The sequence below is a fragment of the uncultured Ferrovibrio sp. genome (assembly GCF_937960835.1).
Taxonomy (GTDB): domain Bacteria; phylum Pseudomonadota; class Alphaproteobacteria; order Ferrovibrionales; family Ferrovibrionaceae; genus Ferrovibrio.
The window spans coordinates 16,385-38,592 of the sequence record NZ_CALGPC010000002.1 but is presented as its reverse complement, the minus strand read 5'-3'; the positions used below and the strand labels follow the sequence as shown (position 1 = coordinate 38,592).

Annotated in this window: 21 protein-coding genes; 7 read left to right on the top strand and 14 right to left on the bottom strand. The window is 62.0% G+C overall.

Annotation, left to right across the window (positions count from 1 at the left end):
* Positions 1–6 precede the first annotated feature (6 nt).
* Genes Q0603_RS01065 through rsmA form a run of 3 tightly spaced genes read left to right on the top strand, consistent with a single transcriptional unit; the run spans position 7 to position 3,072 of the window.
* Positions 7–1,248 carry a peptidylprolyl isomerase gene (locus tag Q0603_RS01065; RefSeq protein ID WP_298720739.1) on the top strand — a complete coding sequence of 414 codons (1,242 nt, stop codon included), beginning with the start codon at positions 7–9 and terminating at the stop codon, positions 1,246–1,248.
* The gene (gene pdxA / locus Q0603_RS01060) at positions 1,226–2,248 is read left to right on the top strand and encodes a 4-hydroxythreonine-4-phosphate dehydrogenase PdxA (protein ID WP_298720736.1); all 1,023 of its coding nucleotides are present in this window, start codon (positions 1,226–1,228) and stop codon (positions 2,246–2,248) included. The genes Q0603_RS01065 and pdxA overlap by 23 nt, the downstream gene beginning before the upstream one ends.
* Positions 2,245–3,072 (top strand): 16S rRNA (adenine(1518)-N(6)/adenine(1519)-N(6))-dimethyltransferase RsmA, encoded by an 828-nt coding sequence (rsmA, locus tag Q0603_RS01055; protein ID WP_298720733.1) that lies wholly within the window; start codon positions 2,245–2,247, stop codon positions 3,070–3,072. The genes pdxA and rsmA overlap by 4 nt, the downstream gene beginning before the upstream one ends.
* Here the strand turns inward: rsmA and gmk are convergent, their stop codons facing one another.
* Both gmk and Q0603_RS01045 read right to left on the bottom strand, forming a co-directional pair.
* Positions 3,073–3,726 carry a guanylate kinase gene (gene gmk, locus Q0603_RS01050; RefSeq protein WP_298720730.1) on the bottom strand — a complete coding sequence of 218 codons (654 nt, stop codon included), beginning with the start codon at positions 3,724–3,726 and terminating at the stop codon, positions 3,073–3,075.
* Positions 3,716–4,609 (bottom strand): YicC/YloC family endoribonuclease, encoded by an 894-nt coding sequence (locus tag Q0603_RS01045; protein ID WP_298720727.1) that lies wholly within the window; start codon positions 4,607–4,609, stop codon positions 3,716–3,718. The genes gmk and Q0603_RS01045 overlap by 11 nt, the downstream gene beginning before the upstream one ends.
* 68 nt (positions 4,610–4,677) lie before the next feature.
* Between Q0603_RS01045 and Q0603_RS01040 the strand changes: the two genes are divergently transcribed.
* Positions 4,678–5,445, top strand: coding sequence for an SDR family NAD(P)-dependent oxidoreductase (locus Q0603_RS01040; RefSeq protein ID WP_298720724.1), 768 nt, complete (start codon positions 4,678–4,680; stop codon positions 5,443–5,445).
* Here the strand turns inward: Q0603_RS01040 and mltG are convergent.
* The 10 genes from mltG to Q0603_RS00990 all read right to left on the bottom strand — a co-directional run bounded on the left by mltG (position 5,442) and on the right by Q0603_RS00990 (position 13,805).
* Positions 5,442–6,419 (bottom strand): endolytic transglycosylase MltG, encoded by a 978-nt coding sequence (gene mltG / locus Q0603_RS01035; protein ID WP_298720721.1) that lies wholly within the window; start codon positions 6,417–6,419, stop codon positions 5,442–5,444. The genes Q0603_RS01040 and mltG overlap by 4 nt on opposite strands.
* A 10-nt stretch (positions 6,420–6,429) precedes the next feature.
* Complete coding sequence (gene fabF, locus Q0603_RS01030) at positions 6,430–7,707, bottom strand: beta-ketoacyl-ACP synthase II (RefSeq protein ID WP_298720718.1); 1,278 nt, start codon at positions 7,705–7,707, stop codon at positions 6,430–6,432.
* Between the two features lie 66 nt (positions 7,708–7,773).
* Positions 7,774–8,013, bottom strand: coding sequence for an acyl carrier protein (locus Q0603_RS01025; RefSeq protein WP_298720715.1), 240 nt, complete (start codon positions 8,011–8,013; stop codon positions 7,774–7,776).
* A gap of 143 nt (positions 8,014–8,156) precedes the next feature.
* A complete protein-coding gene (gene fabG, locus Q0603_RS01020) occupies positions 8,157–8,897 on the bottom strand; it encodes a 3-oxoacyl-[acyl-carrier-protein] reductase (RefSeq protein ID WP_298720712.1) in 741 nt (246 codons plus the stop codon).
* Positions 8,898–8,918: 21 nt separating this feature from the next.
* On the bottom strand, positions 8,919–9,860 hold the full coding sequence (gene fabD / locus Q0603_RS01015) for an ACP S-malonyltransferase (RefSeq protein ID WP_298720709.1): 942 nt from the start codon (positions 9,858–9,860) through the stop codon (positions 8,919–8,921).
* Between the two features lie 100 nt (positions 9,861–9,960).
* The gene (locus tag Q0603_RS01010; protein WP_298720706.1) at positions 9,961–11,547 is read right to left on the bottom strand and encodes an FAD-dependent oxidoreductase; all 1,587 of its coding nucleotides are present in this window, start codon (positions 11,545–11,547) and stop codon (positions 9,961–9,963) included.
* 144 nt (positions 11,548–11,691) lie between these two features.
* Positions 11,692–11,913, bottom strand: a complete 222-nt coding sequence (locus tag Q0603_RS01005; RefSeq protein ID WP_298720703.1) for a hypothetical protein — start codon at positions 11,911–11,913, stop codon at positions 11,692–11,694.
* A gap of 145 nt (positions 11,914–12,058) precedes the next feature.
* The gene (gene flaF / locus Q0603_RS01000; RefSeq protein WP_298720700.1) at positions 12,059–12,421 is read right to left on the bottom strand and encodes a flagellar biosynthesis regulator FlaF; all 363 of its coding nucleotides are present in this window, start codon (positions 12,419–12,421) and stop codon (positions 12,059–12,061) included.
* Positions 12,378–12,794 carry a flagellar biosynthesis repressor FlbT gene (locus Q0603_RS00995; RefSeq protein WP_298720697.1) on the bottom strand — a complete coding sequence of 139 codons (417 nt, stop codon included), beginning with the start codon at positions 12,792–12,794 and terminating at the stop codon, positions 12,378–12,380. Before Q0603_RS00995 ends, flaF begins: the two co-directional genes overlap by 44 nt.
* 192 nt (positions 12,795–12,986) lie before the next feature.
* The gene (locus Q0603_RS00990; protein ID WP_298720694.1) at positions 12,987–13,805 is read right to left on the bottom strand and encodes a flagellin; all 819 of its coding nucleotides are present in this window, start codon (positions 13,803–13,805) and stop codon (positions 12,987–12,989) included.
* A 412-nt stretch (positions 13,806–14,217) separates the two neighbouring features.
* Here Q0603_RS00990 and Q0603_RS00985 point away from each other — a divergent pair, with 412 nt between their 5' ends.
* Both Q0603_RS00985 and moaA read left to right on the top strand, forming a co-directional pair.
* Positions 14,218–16,896 carry a bifunctional acetate--CoA ligase family protein/GNAT family N-acetyltransferase gene (locus Q0603_RS00985; RefSeq protein ID WP_298720691.1) on the top strand — a complete coding sequence of 893 codons (2,679 nt, stop codon included), beginning with the start codon at positions 14,218–14,220 and terminating at the stop codon, positions 16,894–16,896.
* Between the two features lie 130 nt (positions 16,897–17,026).
* A complete protein-coding gene (gene moaA / locus Q0603_RS00980) occupies positions 17,027–18,019 on the top strand; it encodes a GTP 3',8-cyclase MoaA (RefSeq protein WP_298721434.1) in 993 nt (330 codons plus the stop codon).
* 29 nt (positions 18,020–18,048) lie between these two features.
* Here the strand turns inward: moaA and Q0603_RS00975 are convergent, their stop codons facing one another.
* Complete coding sequence (locus tag Q0603_RS00975; RefSeq protein ID WP_298720687.1) at positions 18,049–19,623, bottom strand: ABC transporter substrate-binding protein; 1,575 nt, start codon at positions 19,621–19,623, stop codon at positions 18,049–18,051.
* A 110-nt stretch (positions 19,624–19,733) separates the two neighbouring features.
* Here Q0603_RS00975 and Q0603_RS00970 point away from each other — a divergent pair, with 110 nt between their 5' ends.
* Entirely contained in the window at positions 19,734–20,504 is a 771-nt protein-coding gene (locus Q0603_RS00970; protein ID WP_298720684.1) for an NAD kinase, read from the top strand.
* A gap of 53 nt (positions 20,505–20,557) precedes the next feature.
* Here the strand turns inward: Q0603_RS00970 and Q0603_RS00965 are convergent, their stop codons facing one another.
* A complete protein-coding gene (locus Q0603_RS00965) occupies positions 20,558–22,141 on the bottom strand; it encodes an ABC transporter substrate-binding protein (RefSeq protein ID WP_298720681.1) in 1,584 nt (527 codons plus the stop codon).
* Positions 22,142–22,208: the final 67 nt, after the last annotated feature.

Sequence of the window (22,208 nt, the reverse complement as noted above, 5' to 3'; positions counted from 1 at the left end):
TTGCCGATGCTTCGCCTGATCGCCCTTCTTGTGCTTCTCGTCGGACTGGCTGGAGGTCCCGCCTATGGTCAGGACCAGCAGCGCATCGTCGCGTTGGTGAATGATGAAGTGATCTCGCTTCGGGATGTCACCCAGCGGTTGCGCATCATCATGGCCACGGCTCGCCTGCCGGACAATCCCGAAGTGCTCCGTGCCGTTCGGGAGCAGGCCATGCGGTCGCTGATCGACGAGCGGCTGCAGATGCAGGAGGCCAAACGCCGTGGCATATCCATCTCGCAGCAGGAGCTGGATACTGCGCTCAGCGCAATCGAGCGTCAGCTTGGCATTCCGGCGGGGCGGTTCGAGGAATACGCCCAGCGTTCAGGCATCGATCCTGAAGCAGTGATGGCGCAGGTCCGGGCCGAACTGACCTGGGCACGCATGGTTCGCGGCCGACTGATGGCCACCACCACTATTACCGATCAGGAAGTCGACGAAGTCATCGCCAAGCTGCGCAGCTCCGCCGGCCAGACCGAAGAACTGATTTCGGAGATCCTGATACCGGTCGACAATCCCGATCAGGAGGAGCCGCAGCGTCAGACGGCCCTGCGCATCATCGAGCAGTTGCGGAATGGCGCGAGCTTTCCGGCCCTGGCGCGGCAATTCAGTCGCGGCACCACCGCAGCCAATGGCGGCGAGGTCGGCTGGGTTCAGCGAGGAACCTTGCCGGAAGAAGTCGAAGCAGTGGTCGCCCGCATGAACAAGGGCGATATTTCCGAGCCGATCCGCACAGTGGGCGGCTATCAGATCATCGCCCTGCGCGACCGGCGGCAGATCGCGCTCCCCGGCGCACAGGATACCAAGGTAACTCTGAAGCAGATCCTTCTGCCGCTGGACGGCAATGCCGGAAATGCGCAAGCCGTCTTCGCCCGGGCACAGTCGGTGCGTAGCGAAATCCGCAGCTGCGATGACGTCGAAGGTATCGCGGAGAGACTGCAGGCGCCTGGTTCCGGCAGCCTTGGGACATTGCGCCTCGGCGACTTGCCGGAGGCATTCCGCCAGGCCGTGAGCAACCTGAATGTGAACGAGACCTCCGAACCGGTGCAGACCCCGCGCGGCGTTCATCTGTTCACACTCTGCGGCAAGGAAGAAAGCAACGCCTTCGACCGCAACCAGATCCGGCAGAACCTTCTGATCCGGCGCGCTGAGTTGCTGGCCCAGCGCTACATTCGTGAATTGCGGCGAGATGCCACCATCGAATTCCGCTGAGCAGCGCCTGTCTGCGCCGCTTGCTCTCACTATGGGCGAGCCGGCGGGCATCGGCGGCGAAATCGCTATGCAGGCCTGGCTGCGGCGCCAGAAGGACGGCTTGCAGCCCTTCTTCATGCTGGACGACACCGGCCGCCTGAAATCGCTGGCTGAGCAGCTAGGGTGGGACGTTCCCATGCAGGCCATCGCCGAGCCGGATGAGGCCTTTATCGCTTTTGATGATGCCCTGCCGGTTCTGCCGGTGCCGGTGGAGAAAATACCTCTTCCCGGGCAACCCGAGCCGGCCAACGCTTCTGCGGTAATGCGCGCCATCGAAATCGCAGTCGAGCTGTGCCAGTCCGACCGGGCCGCCGCAATCGTCACCAATCCGATCCACAAGGCCGCGCTTTACGCGGCAGGTTTCAAATATCCCGGGCAGACGGAATTTCTTGGTGCGCTATGCGGCCAGCCTTTGCCCGTGATGATGCTGGCTTCCGACCGCCTCCGCGTGGTGCCGGTCACGATCCATATGTCGCTCCGGCAATCGATTGAGACCCTCACCACAGAATTGATATTTGAAACGGCGCGGACCACCGCGATGGATCTGCGGGACAAGTTCGGCATCGCTCAGCCACGTCTGGCAATCGCCGGCCTCAATCCCCATGCTGGAGAGTCCGGCAGCATGGGAACGGAAGACATCGACATCGTTGCTCCGGCAGTGGCCCGCCTGCAGGCGGAGGGCATCGCCGCAGTCGGCCCCCTGCCCCCCGACACGATGTTTCACGAGGCGGCGCGCGCGGAATACGATGCTGCGATCTGCATGTACCATGACCAGGCGCTCATCCCGATCAAGACACTGGATTTCGACAGCGGGGTGAATGTGACGCTAGGCCTGCCGATCATCCGCACCTCGCCTGACCATGGCACGGCCTTTGACATTGCCGGCAAGGGCATTGCCCGGCCGGACAGCCTGATCGCAGCTTTGAAACTGGCCGCGCGGATGGCGCGGTATCGTCGATGACATCGCCAGTCGAGGCTCTGCCGCCGCTGCGCGATGTCATCGCCCGGCACGATCTCGCTGCCCGCAAATCGCTGGGGCAGAATTTTCTCCTCGATTTGAATCTCACGCGCAAAATTGCCCGGGCAGCAATGCCCTGGTCTGACGCAACGGTGATCGAAATCGGTCCCGGTCCAGGCGGCCTGACCCGCGCATTGCTGCTGGAGAATGCACCGAAGGTTGTTGCCGTGGAACGCGACGAGCGCTGCCTGGCCGCGCTGGGCGAACTGGTCGCGGCCGCCGAAGGACGCCTTGCCCTGCATGCCGGCGATGCCCTGGAGACCGATCTTGCGGCCCTGACGACGCCGCCATGGCAGATCGTCGCGAACCTGCCCTACAACATCGCCACGCCATTGCTGCTCGGCTGGCTGGGGCAGGCAGATAAATTTACCCGCATTACCGTCCTGGTGCAGAAGGAAGTCGCCGAAAGGCTGGCAGCGCCGCCCGGAGGCAAGAACTACGGGCGACTTGCCGTCGCAGCCCAGTGGCGCTGCCACGTGCGCTTGCTATTCGACATCGGCCCGAAGGCGTTCGTGCCACCGCCGAAGGTGACCTCGACCCTGGTGGAGCTGGAACCGCGGGACCGGCCCTTGGCCGAAGCCGATCCGGCCAAGCTGGAACGTGTTACCGCAGCGGCCTTCAATCAGCGCCGCAAGATGCTGCGCACGGCGTTGAAGTCGATTTGGCCCAATGCCGATGCAAAGCTGACCGAGGCGGGAATCGATCCAACCAGACGCGCTGAAACGCTCACCATCGAAGAGTTCTGCGCCCTGGCGCAGCAGCTCTGATCAGCGGCCGTCACGCAGCTGCTTGACGAAATCGACAAGCCCAGTGCCGCGATGCCGCCGAAGCCGCTCTGCGGTGAGAATGGCGTGAACCTGCGCCAGGCAGCGCTCTACATCGTCATTGATCACGATGTAATCGTATTCGGCCCAGTGGCTGATCTCATCGGCTGCCTTGGACATCCGCTTGGCGACCACTTCCGCCGAATCCTGGGCGCGCGTTTTCAGCCGGCGCTCCAGATCGCGGATCGAGGGCGGCAGGATGAAGACGCTGACGAGGTCGGCACGGGCATTCTGCGCCAGTTGCTGCGTTCCCTGCCAGTCGATGTCAAAGAGGATGTCCTGACCGCTGGCCAGTCGGCTTTCGACCTGCTCGCGCGGGGTGCCATAGTAATAATCGAACACCTTCGCATGTTCGAGCAGCTCCTGGCGGTTCACCATCAGGCCGAAATCTTCGTTACTGATGAAGTGATAGTGAACGCCATCGGTTTCCCCGGGCCGGCGGGGCCGCGTGGTCACCGAGATCGACAGATGCAGGTTGGTGTCCATCTCCAGCAGACGGCGGGAAATCGTCGTCTTGCCGGCGCCCGAAGGCGAAGAGAGAACCAGCATCAGGCCACGGCGGCTGATGCTGATATGCGGGGAAACGTTACTCGACATTCTGAGCCTGCTCGCGCAACCGATCGACCACCAGCTTCAGATCCAGACCGATGGCGGTCAGCCCGGCATCGAAGGATTTGGAGCAGAGGGTGTTTGATTCACGATTGAATTCCTGCGCCAGGAAATCCAGCTTGCGGCCGACGCCGCGCGCATCGCCGCCCTCGATAAGCCCCCGGGCGGTTTCGATATGAGCATTCAGCCGGTCGACTTCCTCACGGATATCCTGCCGCGTCACCTGCACAGCCAGTTCCTGCGCCAGCCGTTCTTCCGACACTGGCGGCGACAGTGCCAGCAACTCATTGAGCTGCTGACGCAGGCGGTTGCGCAGCGCCTCCGGCCACATGGCCTCCGCCTCCCTTGCGCGCGCCGTCAATGCAGCGATCTCATCCAGCAGGCCGCGCAGCACGGCGGCCAGCTTGGCACCCTCGGCCGCACGGCTGGCAACCAGCCGATCCAATGCTTCGGCGAAGCTGGCTTTCAAAGCGGCTTCCAGTTCCGCACGGGCAGCTTCGTCTTCGCCGGCGCTGACCGGCTCGACCACGCCGCGCACCGCCAGCAGTCCATCGAGCCGCGGCGCGCCGATGCCCCTCTTCTCCAAGCGCGAGGCCAGTTCCAGCAGTTGCTCCAGCAGGGCCTCGTTCAGCCGGTAAGACGGTCCGGTTTCACCGGATTCGGCAAATTGCAGATTGAGTGTGACATTGCCGCGCACCAGCTTGGTTTGCGCCAAGGCCCGCAGCTCAGCTTCGAGGCTTTCATATCCGGAGGGCAGCCGGAACCGCAGTTCCAGCCCGCGGCCGTTGACCGACTTGAGTTCCCAGATCCAGGTCTTGCCAGCCGCACGACCTTCGGCGCGGGCAAAGCCAGTCATACTGATCAGCGACACGAATCCCCCAGGAATGCTACGGTGCGGCGCACTATAGTGGTAAACCAGCGGAGGGTCGAGGCTAAGTGGTGGAACCTGTTCCCCTTTCCGGGATCCTGATCACCGGAGCCTCCAGTGGAATCGGGGCGGCTCTGGCTACGCTATACGCCGCTCCTGGAGTGCTGCTGGCGCTCACCGGACGGAATGTTGCGCGCCTGGACGATGTCGCTGCGGCTTGCCGGTCCCGGGGTGCCCAGGTCATCGCCCGGCCTGTGCCGGTGACCGATGCCGCAGCGATGCGGGCGTTCGTCGAGGAGGTCGCAAGCCAGGTCCGGCTGGATTTGGTGATCGCCAATGCCGGCGTTTCGGGGGGCTTCAAGGGCTGGGATGAGTTTGACGGCTACGTCCGCGCAATCACCAGTGTGAATATCGACGGTGTGCTGAACACTGTGAACCCAGCCATTCCGATCATGGTGCGCCAGCGCAGCGGCCAGATCGGCATCATGTCATCACTGGCAGGCTTCATCTCGACGCCAGGTGCGGTGCCCTATTCCTCCACAAAACATTTCGCGCGCAGCTATGCCGAGGAACTGCGCGGCCGTCTGGCGCCAGAAGGCGTGAAAGTCTCAGCGATCTGTCCTGGTTTCGTGATCAGCCGGATGACCTCGCGCAACAAGTTTCCGATGCCCTTCCTGATGGACACCGAAAAGGCAGCGCGGATCATCCGCGATGGCCTGCGCCGGAACAAAGGCCGTATCGCCTTTCCTTGGCCGATGCTGGCCATGGCTCGCCTGCTCGGGTTACTGCCCTATCCGCTGCTGGACAGCTTGCTGCGCCGCGCACCGTTGAAGGATTAGCGTCGCTGGCTGGCACGATAGGCAGCAACGTTCTTCAGATGCTGCTCATAGGTCGTGGCGAACAGATGCCCACCTTTGCCGTCGGCAACGAAGAATAGGAAATCGTGCTGCTCGGGCTGCAATACTGCAGCCAGGCTGGCGCGCCCGGGATGATTGATCGGCGTCGGCGGCAGGCCATCGACGGTGTAGGTGTTCCACGGTGTGGCTTTGGCGAGATCGGCCCGGCTGAGCGGCCGGTCCAGTTCGCGCTCCCCCTTGGTCAGTCCGTAAACGACCGTCGGATCAGCCTGCAGGCGCATGCCTTTGCGCAGCCGGTTGATATATACGCCGGCCACCCGCGCGCGTTCTGCCGGGATCGGCGTTTCCGCCTCGACGATGGAAGCAAGAATGACAGCCTGCTCCGGGGTTGTAAAAGGCAGATCAGACGCACGCTTGGCCCATAGCTCCGCCAGCAGATTCTCGTGGCTTTTCCGCATCCGGGCGACCAGGTCGGCACGGTTGTCGCCATAAACGTAATGATAGGTTTCCGGCAGCAGCGCGCCTTCCGGAACCGGCTCCTTCGGCCACTCGCCGCTCATCGCTTCCGCGGCTTCGACCAACTGGCGAATCGCCGCACTGCTCAGACCTTCGGGGATCGTGAGGCGTCGGACCATGACCCGGCCGGCGGCAATGCGCTCCAGCGCGCGGCGCGGCGTTTCTGCGGCCGGAAAAAGATATTCCCCGGCCTTCAGCCGGCCGGCCGTGTCCGTGTACCAAGCAGCCAGTTCCAGGAGTTTTACGTGGGATACGACCTGCTGCTGCACCAGACGCTGGGCGATGCCGGCAATGCCGGTGCCGCGCGGGATGAGCACCACCGTCTCCTGCCCAGAGGGCCCAGGAGCATCGAGCCAGGACAGGAACCACGCATAGGCGCCGGCAAGCGCCAAAAGGGCTGCCAGCGAAACCGCCAGCAGCCAGCGCAGAATCCGCTTCATACGGGAGAGTTTAGGCGTCGTACCGCTTCAGGACCAGAGAGGCGTTGGTGCCGCCGAACCCGAACGAGTTCGACAGCGCCGCGCGGACCTCGCGCTTTTTCGCCTTATGCGGCACAAGGTCGAGGCCCTCCGCCACCTCGGACGGATCGTCCAGGTTCAAGGTCGGCGGAATGACGCCGGTCTTGATCGCCAGGATCGAGAAGATCGCCTCGACCGCGCCAGCGGCACCCAGCAGATGGCCGATGGACGACTTAGTCGACGACATCGACAGATTGGCCAGTGCACTACCGAACAGGCGCTTCACCGCGCCCAGTTCGATCTCGTCGCCCAGCGGCGTCGAGGTGCCATGGGCATTCACGTAATCGATATCGGAGGGCTGCAGGCCGGCACGCTTGAGGGCCATCTGCATGCAGCGGAAGGCGCCATCGCCGCTCTCATGCGGCGCGGTGATGTGATAGGCATCGCCCGAAAGGCCATAGCCCACCACTTCGGCATAAATCTTGGCGCCACGGCGCTTGGCATGCTCAAGCTCTTCCAGCACGACCACGCCGGCACCCTCGCCCATCACGAAGCCGTCGCGCCCCTTGTCCCAGGGACGCGAGGCAGCCGTCGGACGGTCATTGTAACCGGTCGACAGCGCACGGGCGGCGCAGAAACCGGCAATCCCGAGCGGACCGATGGTCGCTTCGGCGCCGCCGGCCACCATCACATCGGCATCGTCGAAGGCCACCAGACGGGCGGCATCGCCGATGGCATGTGCGCCGGTCGAGCAGGCCGTTACCACTGCATGGTTCGGGCCCTTCAGGCCGTGCTCGATCGAGACGTAGCCGGAAACAAGGTTGATCAGCCGGCCCGGAACGAAGAACGGGCTGATGCGGCGATGGCCCTTTTCTTTGAGCGTGATCGCCGCCTCTTCGATGCCGTTCAGGCCGCCGATGCCCGAGCCGATCAGCACGCCGGTACGGCAGCGATCTTCCTCGGTCTGCGGGGCCCAATTGGCATCCGCCAGGGCCTGCTTCGCCGCCGCCACGCCGTAGACGATGAAATCGTCCACGCGCTTGCGTTCCTTGGCTTCCATCCATTGATCCGGATCGAAGGCATCGGCGCGGTCCGGGAAATCCGCCTTAAGCGGAACTTCGCCGGCAACCTTTGCCGGCATCTCGGACGCATCGAAACGGGTGATCGGACCAAGACCCGACTCGCCGTTGATCAGACGGGTCCAAGTCGCCTCCACGCCAGTAGCAAGCGGCGTGACCAGGCCAAGGCCGGTGACGACGACACGACGCATGGCTCAGGCCTTTCGTGACGGGGACAGAAAAAGGTTACGCACGGGGGACGGCGGCGTCAGCCGGAATTACGACGCCGCACGCTCCTTGATGAAGTCGATGGCGTCCTTGACGGTCAGGATCTTCTCGGCCGCATCGTCCGGGATCTCGACGCCGAACTCTTCTTCGAACGCCATCACCAGTTCAACCGTGTCCAAGCTGTCCGCGCCCAGATCGTCGATAAAGCTTGCGCTCTCGGTGACCTTCTCTTCCTCGACGCCCAGATGCTCGACGACGATCTTCTTAACGCGCTCAGCAATGTCGCTCATTTCCAAATCCTTGTGGTTGTGGCTGCCTGCGTCGCGCCTTGGCGGGCGGCTGCCGGCAGATGGGGGCCTCCATTAGCATAGAAAATCGGCGCTTCCAAGCAGTTCCAAGAGGCCCAGGCTGGACGCTTCTGCGCCGAATTTCCTCAGGAAATCATAGCCATACCGCCATTTACATGGAGGGTCTGGCCGGTGACATAGCCCGCCTCTTCCGAGGCCAGATAGACCACCGCGGCGGCGATTTCAGGGCTCTGCCCGAGTCGGCCGGCCGGGATCTTTTGCGAAATGACCTCTTTCTGCTGGTCCGTCAGCACGTCGGTCATCGCGGTCTGGATGAAGCCCGGCGCCACGCAGTTCACGGTAATGTTGCGGGAGGCGACCTCCTGGGCCAGGGCCTTGCTCATGCCCGTCAGGCCCGCCTTGGCGGCAGCATAGTTCGCCTGCCCCGGATTGCCGGTCGCGCCCACCACCGAGGTGATGCTGATGATGCGGCCCCAGCGCCGCTTCATCATGCCCTTCAGCGAAGCGCGCGCGAGGCGGAAGGCGGCGCTCAGATTCACATCCAGCACCGTCTGCCAGTCCTCGTCCTTCATGCGCATGGCAAGGCCATCGCGGGTAATACCGGCGTTGTTGACCAGGATATCGACCTGGCCCATTGCAGCTTCCGCCTGACCGATCAGACTGTTGACCGCTTCGGCATCGGCCAGATTGCACGGCAGGAGATGAACGCGGCTGCCCAGCTTGGCAGCCAGTTCCTGCAGCACCGCCTCGCGGGTACCGGACAGGCCCACGGTAGCCCCCTGGGCATGAAGGGCGGTGGCGATCGCGCCGCCGATGCCGCCGGTCGCGCCGGTCACCAAAGCGAATTTGCCGGTCAGGTCAAACATCGATGTCTCCTCAAGGGGGATTTAGAGGGTCTTGGCCCAGGTTTCCAGCTCAGCAGGCGTACCGACGCTGATCGGCTCGATATCCTTGTCGATGCGCTTCACCAGGCCGGCCAGCACCTTGCCCGAGCCGAGTTCGACGACCTGACCGACGCCCTGATCCTTCAGCCACAGCACGCCTTCGCGCCAGCGCACGAGGCCGGTCACCTGCTGCACCAGCAGGGCCTTGATATCGTCGGGATTGGATTCGCCCTTGGCAGTAACGTTCGAAACCACCGGCAGCTTCGGCGCGTTCATCTGCACTTTCGCAAGCGCCTCGGCCATGGCGTCGGCAGCAGGCTGCATCAGTGCACAATGGAACGGTGCGCTGACCGGCAGCAGCATACCGCGCTTCACGCCTTTGGCTTTCGCCACTTCGATGGCGCGCTCAACGGCCGTCTTCTTGCCCGAGATCACCACCTGGCCACCGCCATTGTCATTGGCGCAGCCCAGCACTTCGCCCTGCGCCGCTTCGGCAACAACTTCCTGCGCAACTTCCAGCTCGGCGCCAAGCAAGGCAGCCATTGCGCCCTCACCCACCGGTACCGCCTTCTGCATCGACTGACCGCGCAGCTTCAGCAGACGCGCAGCATCGGCAACCGACAACGCCCCCATCGCGCAAAGCGCGGAATACTCGCCCAGCGAATGACCAGCTGCGAAACGACCTTTGGATGCGAGGTCAATGCCGAAATCCTTCTCCGCCACGCGGACCACCGCCACGCTGGCGGCCATCAGTGCCGGCTGCGCATTCTCCGTCAGGGTCAGATCGGCTTCGGGCCCCTCGAACATCAGGGTCGAGAGCTTCTGCGACAGCGCATCGTCGACTTCCTGGAACACCTCTCGGGCGCTGGCGAAGGCTTCGGCCAGTGCCTTGCCCATGCCAACGGCCTGGCTGCCCTGCCCCGGAAACAAGAAGGCGCGACTCATACGAAATGCTCCTGGCGATTATTGTGCCGCGAGACGGCAAAAATGACGCGCCAGTGATAAGCCGCGAGTTCGCCCTGTCAAGCGTCGCACCGCCCAGGCGCTATGCCACGCGGCCGATAGCCCGCTCATAAGCCCTTGAAATTTCCGCTGAACTGGGGCGGCGCCAGCGTGCGGCGACATGCTGGTCAGGCCGTAAAAGATAGGCCGTTCCCGGAGCGGCGCTGTAGCGATCAGCAGCGAGTCCTTCATCACGCACCGTCACCAGTTTCACCTTGTCCTGCAACGTGGACGGCAATTCTATCTCCCCATTGAAACTGATTAGTGTGAATGCCCCTGACTGGCAACGTCGCAGCAGCCAGTCCTTGCCCTGATCGATGGGTGCGTCGATGGCGGGGGCGCCTGGCTGCGGGCCTTTTTCGAAGGCCTCGGTATCCGGCGTGGAAAGGACGGAGTTGCGGTAGGTGGCCGGCATGGACAGCCGGCCCGAATTGACCAGCCGCCGCGCAAAGGCATGCTCGTCTGCAAGCCCCAGCACTGCATCGCGCAAGGCGCGAACCGCATTGTTGCGCGGCACGATGAAATCAGTGCTGCGGGTGGAATGCAGAATATTCTCATCAGCCGCCGCAACGCGCTCGAGATCGTAACTGTCGAGCAATGTCTCCGGCGCTTCACCCTGCATCACAAGCGCGAGTTTCCACACCAGATTATCGACATCCTGAATACCGGAATTTGCGCCGCGGGCGCCGAAAGGAGAAACCTGATGTGCGGAATCACCAATGAACAGCACTCGGCCATGACGGAAGCGATCGAGACGCCGGCATTGGAAGGTGTAGACACTGATCCATTCCAGCTCGAAAGGCGTGTTCTCGCCCAGCATGGCCTTCAGGCGCGGCAGCACGCGTTCAGGCTGACGTTCCACTTCGGGATCGGCCTGCCAGCCCAATTGCAGATCAATGCGCCAGACGTCGTCGGGCTGCTTGTGCAGCAATGCCGATCCGCCGGCATGAAAAGGCGGATCGAACCAGAACCATCGCTCGGTGGGGAAATCCGCCTTCATGCGGACATCCGCAATCAGGAACCGATCCTCGAAAACCTGTCCGCGGAAATCCAATCCGAGCTTGCGCCGCACCGTGGAGCGTGCACCATCGGCCGCAAGCACATAATCGGCGATCAGGGTGTAATCGCCATCCGGCGTGGTCACACTCAGCCGCACGCCGTCGTTGCCTGGCACGACATCATAGACCCGATGCTTCCAGCGCAACTCGATCTCCGGCCGCGCCTGCGCGGCTTCGACCAGATAGAGCTCGGCGTAGTATTGCTGAAGATTGATGAAGGCGGGAAAGCGATGCCCGCTCTCCGGAAGGAGGTCGAAGCTGTAGCATTGGGACGCGCCATGGAAGACCTTGCCAACCTGCCAGGTCACGCCCTTTTTAAGCATGCGCTCGCCCACGCCGAGCCGGTCCCAGATTTCCAGCGTGCGTTTGGCGTAGCAAATGGCGCGGCTGCCCACGCTGACGGTGTCTTCTTCATCGAGAAGGATGCAGGAAATGCCGTGCTGGGCCAGATCCAGCGCCGCCGTCAGCCCGACCGGCCCGCCGCCGACGATGGCCACGCGGCATTTTTCGCTGCCGCCCCTGGGCACCTTCGGCGCCGTGTAACCGAATTGCGGATAGGCGAATGCCGCCATCCGTTTCCTCCCGTTTTGGTTACATTTGAAACCAATCTAGCGAACCGGACCGCCGCAGGCCAGAGGGCGGCCGGCTTTCGCCACCACCTGGCGACAAAAAAACCGGCCAATGGCCGGTTTTTTCAACGGGATATGAAGCGCCGGTTACTTTCGGTCGAAGGCACCGGAGCGGATGGTGTCGGGCAGCTTCTCCAGACCATGGGCAGTGACCGCCTTGCCGAAGATCGACGTCAGTTCCGCAAGAGCCATGCTCATCGCAATCGCCGCAACGACCTCGCGATTGACGCCGCCATTCACCAGGGCCTCCCAGGTGGCGACGAAGGATTCGCGCGTGATTCTGCTCTGCTCTTCCTCGGTCATTGCCATGAACATTCCCCTCTCTTACGCGGTAGGCCTGCAACCACCGCCTTGTCTCACATCTTCCTTGAAGGAATGTAAATGACCAAAGCGGGAATGACCGGACGGCCAAAGGTAGATGAATTTCTACCTGCGGATCGGCACTGCCAAAAGGCTATTTCAGCCCTTCCATGATGTTGCGGTTGATCTGAATCAGCGCATCGACTTCGACTGGCTCACCGGCTAGAAGCTTCTCGGTGTGCTTGTTGACAAAGATGCAGATGTTGATCAGCGAGACTTTGACGTCCTTGGTCAACTTGTTGGCTTCGTCAAGCACTTCCGGCATCAGGTGATTCCAGACATCCCGATTCCAGTTCAGGGCCGAGTAAACCTTGGCGACATCGGCGGGATGCTTGCTGCCTATCAGTGGACGGATATCCATAAGGGCGCGAGTGACGGACGAAAACAGTCGGTATTCGACCTGTCGCGGCGTCTCAAGTGCGTTTTGAGCCGTCAGGTAAGGATTTTTTGCCGACATCAAGTAATCTCCGTTCCACCTCGATCAACCGTCGAGCCAGCTTCAGGAGCTTGAAAAAGTCTTTTTGGACCAGTGCCGCCCCGATACTGCCTACTATGGCATGAGTACTCGGAGCTGCCTTAACGAATTCCAAACAGGCTTCCTTAATTTTTGGATAGTACTCGTCGAAATTCTCTTCCCAGAGATAGGCCAGCTGGCAGAGGTAATAGATCTTCTTGGCCGCCGTATCGACGTCCTCCGGCTTCATGATGTGCTTTTCGCGCAGGAAGGACGCTTTGTTCTCAATAATAATGCTGGCCGATTTCGAGAGGCTGAGTACCGCCCGATTGAGGATGAATTTCTCGCCGGCTTTTAAAGTGATAATCAGTGGCACGCGATTTCGGGAGGCTTGCGCCTCCTCCCAATCTGTTAACGACTAGACAGGGCTATCCGGCTTCCGCCCCCCCGTCAAGAAATCCCGTTCGATCCCGTGACGAAAGCCGCTTAGAAAGCAAAAAAGATCGTGACGACAAAAAGAAAGGGGGCCTTGCGGCCCCCTTCCCCGAAGTCTTGTTCAGACTGCCGATTAACGGAACAGGCTGAGCAGGGTGTTCGGCGACTGGTTGGCGATCGACAGCGACTGGATGGCCAGCTGCTGACGGACCTGCAGAGACTGCAGGGTGGCGCTTTCGGCAGCCACGTCGGCGTCAACCAGAGCACCAAGGCCCTTCTTGGTGGCGTCGACCAGATCGTCAACGAAGCTCTTCTGCAGCGACATCGCCTTGGTCTGGGCAGCGATCGTCGCCGAAGCGTCGTTCACAGCGTTCTCAAGGGTGTCGATAGCAGCAACGTCGGCAGCGTAGTCGGCCGAACCGGTCATCGCCAGGGCGCCCTGAGCGGTGGTGATGGCAGCTTCGATATCGACCGCAGTCAGGGTCAAGATCGTGCCGCTGGTATCACCCACGGTCGACAGGTCCGTACCACCAGTCTTGATCAGGTTCTGACCATTGTACTCCGCCTGCTGAGCATAGCGGGTCATGGTACCCAGCAGCTCATTGACGTCGTTCTGGTAGATCGTGCGCTGCTCGGCGGTCAGAGCGTCGTTACCCAGCAGGGCCAACTTGGCGCGGACTTCGGCGATCTGATCCGAGATGCCCTTCAGCGCGGCGTTGGTCACCTGGCCGAGGCCTTCGCCGTTGGCCAGCGAGGACTGCACAGCCGAATAGGCCTTGATGTTACCACGGATGCCCTGAGCAACCGAGAAGACCGCAGCGTCGTCCGACGCGTCGGCAACCTTGAAACCGGTCTGAACCTTCTTGGAAGTCTTGTCCAGGTCGCTGTTGATCGTGCGCAGCGAGGCCAGGGCAACGAGGGCACCAGTATTGGTATTGACGGAATTAGGCATTTGAAAAGCTCCTGTTCTAGGATCTAGGTGTGTCGTCCTCTTTTGAGGATGACTGATTTTTACCCACCGGCGGCGAACCCGTCAATAGGGAAAAATGCGTCTGCGGCAAAATTTGCTAATTGTCATAAGGACTTCGGTGAGTTTTTGTTAACCAAAACCAGCCCGATTGCCGCTCTCTCCCTGCCCTGAGATTGGATTGTCGGGCAGTCATCCCATTGGATTTCCAAGTATCCTGGACGAGTGTCTTAGCGACGGAGAACTGCGCTCCGGCATAAAAAAGGTTAACGCCGGCATATCGTCGCAGCCAGAGCCTCCGCGTTGCGGTGGAACGTTATTATGCGAACATGCCCAGCATAAGCGATTAAGACAGGCGCAATAAGTCCTGTCGCGTATCGATTTAGGGGCACCGCGCATGACGATTCGTAATCTCGACAAGCTTTTTGCGCCGCGTTCTGTCGCAGTGATTGGCGCTTCCGACCGGCCGACCCGAGTCGGCACCGTGGTGCTGAGCAATATTCTGAGCGGTGGTTTCCAAGGCTCCATCTGGCCGGTCAATCCGAAATACCGCGCCCTGCAGGGCCTGACTTGCTATCCCGATGTCCGCGCCCTCCCCGCCAGCCCAGACCTGGCGGTGATCTGCACACCGCCTGACACCGTGCCCGGACTCATCGGGACGCTTGGCGAGACGGGATGCCGCGCAGTGATCGTTCTGACTGCCGGCTTATCGAGCGGCAAAACGCCAGACGGCCGCACACTTCAGCAAGCGATGCTGGATGCCGCCAAACCGCATCTGCTGCGCATCCTGGGGCCGAACTGCGTCGGCATGCTGGTGCCTGGCCTGCGTTTGAATGCGTCCTTTGCCCATACCAGCGCCGAACCGGGCCAGTTGGCCTTCGTCAGTCAATCCGGCGCGCTGTGCACCATCGTGCTCGACTGGGCGAAGCAGCATGGCATCGGATTCAGCCATTTCATATCGCTGGGCGATTCTGCCGACATCGATTTCGGCGACATGCTGGATTACCTGGCCAGCGATCCTCAGACCCGCGCCATTCTGCTTTACATCGAGTCCGTGAAGCAGGCGCGCAAATTCGTCTCTGCGGCACGTGCCGCAGCCCGCAACAAGCCGATTGTTGCGGTGAAATCCGGCCGCAACGCTCGCGCCGCCCAGGCAGCCGCCTCTCACACCGGCGCGCTTGCTGGCGGCGACGACGTCTACTCGGCGGCCTTGCGCCGCGCCGGTATCCTGCGCGTGGATGGTGTTGAAGAGCTGTTCGCCGCCGTCGAGACGCTGGGACGCAATCGGAAACTGCCGGGTGAAAGACTCGCCATCGTGACCAATGGCGGCGGACCGGGCGTCATGGCGGTGGATAAGCTGATCGAGTTTGGCGGCAGCCTTGCCGATCTTTCGCCGGCGACGATCACACAGCTCGATGCCGTGTTGCCTCCGACCTGGTCGCATAGCAATCCGATCGACATCATCGGCGACGCACCCAGCGAACGTTACGCCGCCGCCGTGCAGGCGGTGCTGTCCGACCCTGGCGTGGATGCCGTCCTGGTCATGCATGCGCCAACCGCCATCGTGCCATCCATCGAGCCGGCGCGCGCCGTCATCAAGGCGGTGCACAACAGCCCGAAAAACATCCTGACCTGCTGGTCCGGCGGAGATGCGGTGCAAAAAGCGCGCAAGGCCTTTGCCGAAGCGGGCCTTGCCTCCTACGACACCCCCGATGCGGCAATACGCGCCTTCGCCCATATGGTGAACTACCGCCGCAACATGCAGGTCCTGATGCAGACACCGGATGAGATGCCGGAGGATCTGCAACCCGATCATGCAGCCGTGCGGGAGGTCATCGAAACCGCGCTGCGTGAAAACCGCTCGATGCTGAACGAGATAGAAGGCAAGCGCATCCTGTCGGCCTACGGCATTCCCGCCGTGCCGACGGAAGCGGCAGCGACGCCGGAGGAAGCTGCGACTGCCACGCATCGGCTGGAATTCCCGGTTGCCATCAAGATCCTCTCCCCGGACATCACGCATAAATCCGATGTCGGCGGTGTCGCGCTCAATCTCAGCAGCGAGGCCGAGGTCTTAACGGCTGCACAGGCGATGCTGGAACGCGTCCGCAAGCACCGGCCGGAAGCCCGGATCGACGGCTTTACGGTGCAGCCGATGATTCGCCGCGCCCGCGCTCACGAACTGATCATCGGCGCCTTGACCGATCCGATCTTCGGGCCCGCGATCATGTTCGGCCAGGGTGGTGTCGGCGTGGAAGTGATCGGCGACCGCGCTGTGGCCCTGCCGCCGCTGAACATGCATCTGGCCAACGATCTGATCGACCGCACGAAGGTCAGCCGGCTTCTTTCCGGTTACCGCGACTTCCCGCCCGTCGACCGGAAGGCTTTGGCCACCGTTCTGATCCGCGTGGCGCAACTAATTGCCGATCATGCGGAGATCAGCGAACTCGACATCAACCCGCTTTATGCCGACGATCAGGGCATGATCGCGCTGGATGCGCGCATCGTGCTCAAGCCCAGTGATGTGGTCGGACATGACCGTCTGGCCATCCGGCCCTATCCTCGCGGCTTGGAAGAGACCATCACGCTGCCTACCGGCGAGATAGTGTTGTTGCGGCCCATCCGCCCCGAGGACGAGCCAACGCATCACGAATTCGTGCGCCGCGTCTCGGCAGAGGATTTCCGCCTGCGCTTCTTCTCGCCGATGCGGGCCCTGCCGCATTCGGAGATGGCACGCTTCACGCAGATCGACTACGAGCGCGAAATGGCGTTTATAGCCACGCGGAATATAAACGGGCATTCGGAAACCTTAGGCGTCGTGCGCGCGATCACCGATCCGGACAATATCCGGGCCGAGTTCGCGGTGCTGGTGCGATCCGATATGAAGGGCCATGGCCTTGGCCAGGCGCTGATGCGCAAGATCATCCAGTATTGCAAGCAGCGCGGCACGCGCGAGATCATTGGCGATATCCTGCGCGAGAATCAGGCGATGCGTACGCTCGCGACGGAATTGGGCTTCCAGACGGTGCCAGGCCCCAGCAGCGACGTCATCCAGGTTCGTCTGCCGCTCAATGGCTAGGCGCTGAAAGCGCTGATCGCCGCCAACTGATGTGATCAAGGTCAATTGCGGAGTTCGGAGGGATTGCCCCTGCTATCCCTCCTCTCTATTTTAAGGGCCTGGAGGTCGGGCTTTATTGCCCACAATTGCCATGCTTGATCCCTTCGGCCGCACGATTTCGTATCTTCGCGTTTCGGTTACCGACCGGTGCGATTTCCGCTGTGTCTATTGCATGGCAGAGGACATGACTTTCCTGCCGAAGGCGGAGCTTCTCAGCCTGGAAGAGCTCGACCGGCTTTGCTCAACCTTCATCCGCATGGGCGTGCGCAAACTGCGTCTCACCGGCGGCGAGCCGCTGGTCCGGCGCGGCATCATGACGCTGATCGACAGCCTTGGCCGTCATCTGAATACCGGCGACCTGGATGAGCTGACCCTGACGACCAACGGCAGTCAGCTGGAGAAATACGCGGCTTTGCTGGCGGCAGCAGGCGTGCGGCGGATCAACGTCTCGCTCGATACCTTGCAAGCGGACAAGTTCACGGCTTTGACCCGCTGGGGCAAGCTGGACAAGGTGATGGCGGGACTGCAGGCGGCGAAAGCTGCCGGCCTGCAGATCAAGATCAACGCTGTGGCGCTGCGCGGCATCAATGACAATGAATTTGACGACCTCATCGCCTGGTGCGGCGAGGAAGGCTTCGATCTTGTGCTGATCGAAGTCATGCCGATGGGCGAGATCGGCGACGCCGCGCGGCTGGATCAGTATCTGCCGCTATCGATGGCGCGGGCGCAGATCCAGCGGCACTGGACCCTGGATGAGACGGATTACCGTACCGGCGGGCCAGCGCGATATTACGTGGTGCGCGAAACCGGCCGCCGGCTTGGCTTCATCACTCCGATGACCCATAATTTCTGCGAAAGCTGCAACCGGGTGCGACTGACCTGCACCGGCACGCTGTATATGTGCCTAGGTCAGAACGATGCCGCCGATCTGCGCACACCGCTGCGACAGTCGGAAAACGATGCCCTATTGGAAGCGGCCATCCGCGAGGCGATTGCGCGTAAGCCGAAAGGCCATGACTTCGTGATCGACCGGCGCCAGCGGACCGCCGCAGTGCCGCGTCATATGAGCGTCACCGGCGGCTGAGCCCGGCCGCCTCTATATTTCATATTTCGCTACTCTTTTATCACGCCGATAGCCAGCGTGTACTGGTCTGCCCGGGCTTTGTAGCTGAAGCCCTTGCGCAGCGCCCAGGATGTGATCTCGAAATGCAGCGGCACGATGGCCTGGTCTTCCAGGGCCATCTGCGAGCCGCGCTGCAGCAAGGTTTCCCGGGACTTGTCGTTCACCGTGCGCAGAGCCTCTTCGATCAAGGCATCGAGCGCGGGATTCGAATAGCGGCTTTTATTCGCCGTACCGAAGCCTTTCTCGCGATTGACGGTTGCGATCAGGGAGCGCAGCGGGTTCGACATCTCGCCCGTACCTGCTGCCCAGCCGACCAGCGCCGCGGAGTAGGCAAACGCATCGCGGTTCTTGAAGAAAACCGTGCTGGGCACCGCATCCACCCTCGACTTCACCCCGACGCGGGTCCATTGCGAAGCGATCGCCTGTGCCACTTCGGAATCGTTGATGTATCGGTTATTGGGCGAACCTATGGTGATGCTGAAGCCATTCGGATAGCCCGCCTCGGCCAGCAGCTTCTTGGCGGCATCCGGGTTATAGGGATCCGGCTGCGCCTCGCGGCGGGCGCCGAACATCGGATAGGGCAGCAGATCACCTGCCGGCTTGGCCAGACCTTCGACGATGCGGCTGGTGATCGCCTCGCGATTGATCGCCAGCGACAGGGCTTTGCGCACACGCCGGTCCTGCAGCGGGTTCTTCCCGTCTGCATCCGGGATGCCAGCCGTCGGCGAACCCACATCCAGCGCCAAATAAATCAGCCGGTTCGACAGAACCTCGCTGATTTTCACATCCGTGTTGCTGCGCAGCCGTTTGATGTCGGCCGGCGGCGGATTCTCGATCATGTCGACATCATTCGCCAGCAATGCGGCGACACGCGCGGCGTCGTTCGACATCGGACGATAGATCACCCGCTCCCATTTAGGCTTGCCGCCCCAGTAATTTGGGTTGGCTTCCAGCACCAGCCGGTTGCCGCGCGTCCATTCCACAAAGCGATAAGGGCCGGTGCCGATCAGACCCTCGCCACGATTGAGAGCGTCGGTGGTGATGCCTTCCGCCACGTCGGGCTTGGCCGCCTTGGACGACATGATCGCCACGCGGCTAAGATCGTTGGGCAGCAAGGGCGTCGGGGACTTGGTGATGAAATGCACCGTGTGGTCGTCGATCACCTTCACCTCGGCGACCGAGCGGGTGAACAGCGTGAACGGCGACGGGCTGTTGGGCACCTTGGCCGGACGCGCCAGCGAAAACACCACATCGGCAGCGGTGAACGGGCTGCCATCGTGGAATTTCACGCCCTTGCGCAGCTTGAACTCCCAAGTCGTGTCATCGAGATTGCGCCAACTCTCAGCCAGGCTCGGCGTCAGCTTCTGGGTCTCGTCCTGCTGGATCAGGGTGTTGAAGATCGAATAGGCGATCTGGTTGTTCGGCGTGACATTGTGATAATCGGGATCCAGCGAGCTGGGCTCTGTGGACAGGCCGATCCTGAGCTCCTGCGCCCCCGCCATGCAGGGCAACAGCCCCAAAGAAATCGCCAGAACCGCTATGCGTAATGCCGACGTCATGGTCATCGCCTTTCTGCTGCGCGGACCGGCAGCTTGCCTGCTTGGGTAATACGTAGCAAGGCAGGGACAGGTTCCTTGAGGCTGGCGCACCCCATGGCCGCCGCTATACTGCGGCCATGACCAGCTTGAACAAGATCGCCTTCGTGGCGGCAAAAGGCGAGCCTGCGGAAGTCGCGCGCGAGCGCCTTACCGCCCGCTACGGCCACGTCGCCCCGGAATCCGCCGACGTGATCGTCGCCCTGGGCGGCGACGGCTTCATGCTGCAAACCCTGCATCGCTACATGAAGCTGAATCTGCCGATCTATGGCATGAACCAGGGCACGGTCGGCTTCCTGATGAACGAATACAACGAAGATGACCTGCCGGCGCGCTTGGCCAATGCCAATGCCGCAGCGATTCACCCCCTGCGCATGCAGGCCACCACCGAGGCCGGCGCAGTCCATGAAGCGCTGGCGATCAACGAGGTTGCCCTGCTGCGGCAGACCCGGCAGATCGCCAAACTGCGCATTTCCATCGATGGCCGGGTGCGAATCGACGAACTGGCCGGTGACGGCGCCCTTGTGGCGACACCAGCCGGCAGTACCGCCTATAACCTGTCGGCTCATGGCCCGATCCTGCCGCTCGATGCCGGCGTGCTGGCCCTGACGCCGATCAGTGCCTTCCGGCCGCGGCGCTGGCGCGGCGCCCTGCTGTCGCGGACTGCGACGGTAAAGTTCGAGGTGATGGATTATTTCAAGCGGCCGGTTTCAGCCACCGCCGATTTCAACGAAGTGCGCGACGTCGTCGAAGTCACAGTGAGGGAAGCCCCGGAGATCAGCCTGCGTCTGCTGTTCGATGCCGGTCATGACCTCGAAGAGCGCATTCTGAACGAGCAGTTCATCTCCTGAAAAAAACGCCGCGGCAATGCCGCGGCGTTTCCCTGGCCGTTTAGCGTAACGCGTCAGTCGCGCGTCACACCATTCGCATAGGTGTACTGGTCGGCGCGGGCTTTGTAGCTCAGCCCCTTGCGGGTGGCCCACGGCGTCACTTCGATATGCAGCGGAATCAGCGCCTGATCGTCGAGCGCCATCTTCGACCCCTGCTGCAGTAGGGCTTCGCGCTTGGCGTCGTCGACGGTGCCAAGCGCCTGCTCGATGATCGCATCCAGCTGTGGGTTCGAGTAACGGCCCTTGTTGGTGCCGCCGAAGCCCTTCTCCTTGATCGGGGTCGCAACCAGCGAACGCAGCGGGTCGGACATCTCGCCCGTGCCGGCGCCCCAACCGGCCAAGTAAGCCGAATAGGCGAAAGCGTCGCGATTCTTGAAGAACACGGTGGCGGTCGAAGCTTCCACCTTGGTCTTCACGCCAATACGGGTCCACTGCGAAGCCACGGCCTGGGCGACTTCCGCGTCGTTGATGTAACGGTTGTTCGGGGTGCCCAGCGTGATCGAGAAACCATTCGGATAGCCGGCCTCGGCCAACAGCTTCTTGGCGGCATCCGGATCATACTTCTCCGGCTTGGCGTCCTGACGGGTACCGAACATCGGATAGGGCAGGAAATCGCCGGTGGGCTGGCCCAGACCTTCCATGATGCGGCTGGTGATCGCCTCGCGGTTGATCGCCATCGACAGCGCCTTGCGAACGCGGACGTCCTTCAGCGGGTTCTTTCCATTCGCGTCGGGAATGCCAACGGTCGGCTCAGTGAAGCTGTCGAGATGGATGTAGATCAGACGGTTCGACACCGCCTGGCTGATCTTCACATTTGGATTCTCGCGCAGTTTCTTCAGGTCGGCCGGCGGCGGATTCTCAATCATGTCGACATCGCCCGCGAGCAGCGCAGCAACTCGGGCCGCGTCATTCGACATCGGACGATAGATCACGCGCTCCCAGGAAGGCTTGCCACCCCAGTAATCCTTGTTGGCTTCAAGGACGATGCGATTGCCGCGAGTCCACTCGACGAACTTGTAGGGACCGGTGCCGATTAGGCCTTCGCCCTTGCTGAGCGCCTCGGTGGTCATACCCTCGGCAACATCAGGCTTGGCCGCCTTGGACGACATGATCGCCACGCGGCTCAAATCGGTCGGCAGCAGCGGCGCCGGCGCCTTGGTGATGAACTGAACCGTATGATCGTCGATCACCTTGACTTCGGCGACCGAGCGGGTGAACAGCGTGAACGGCGACGGGCTGTTCGGAACCTTGGCCGGACGCGCCAGCGAGAAGACGACGTCCGCGGCGGTGAACGGCGAGCCGTCATGGAACTTCACGCCCTTGCGCAGCTTGAATTCCCAGGTGGTGTCGTCGATCGTCTTCCAGCTCTCAGCGAGGCCCGGCACCAGCTTCTGCTTGTCATCCTGCAGGATCAGCGTGTCGAAGATGGTGAAGGCCATCTGGTTATTCGGGCCGAGATTATGGTAGTGCGGATCAAGCGCACTCGGTTCGGTCGAGATGCCGATCTTGAGCTCCTGCGCCTGTCCCGGCAGCGCCACTGCCAACATCCCCGCCGAAAGCAAGGCGGCTGCAGTGAGCGTTTTCCATCGCATCATCATTACTATGCTCTCCCCTCAATGGCGCAACATCGCGCCAACCTGAAGGCGCAGATTGCCGATTCAGCGG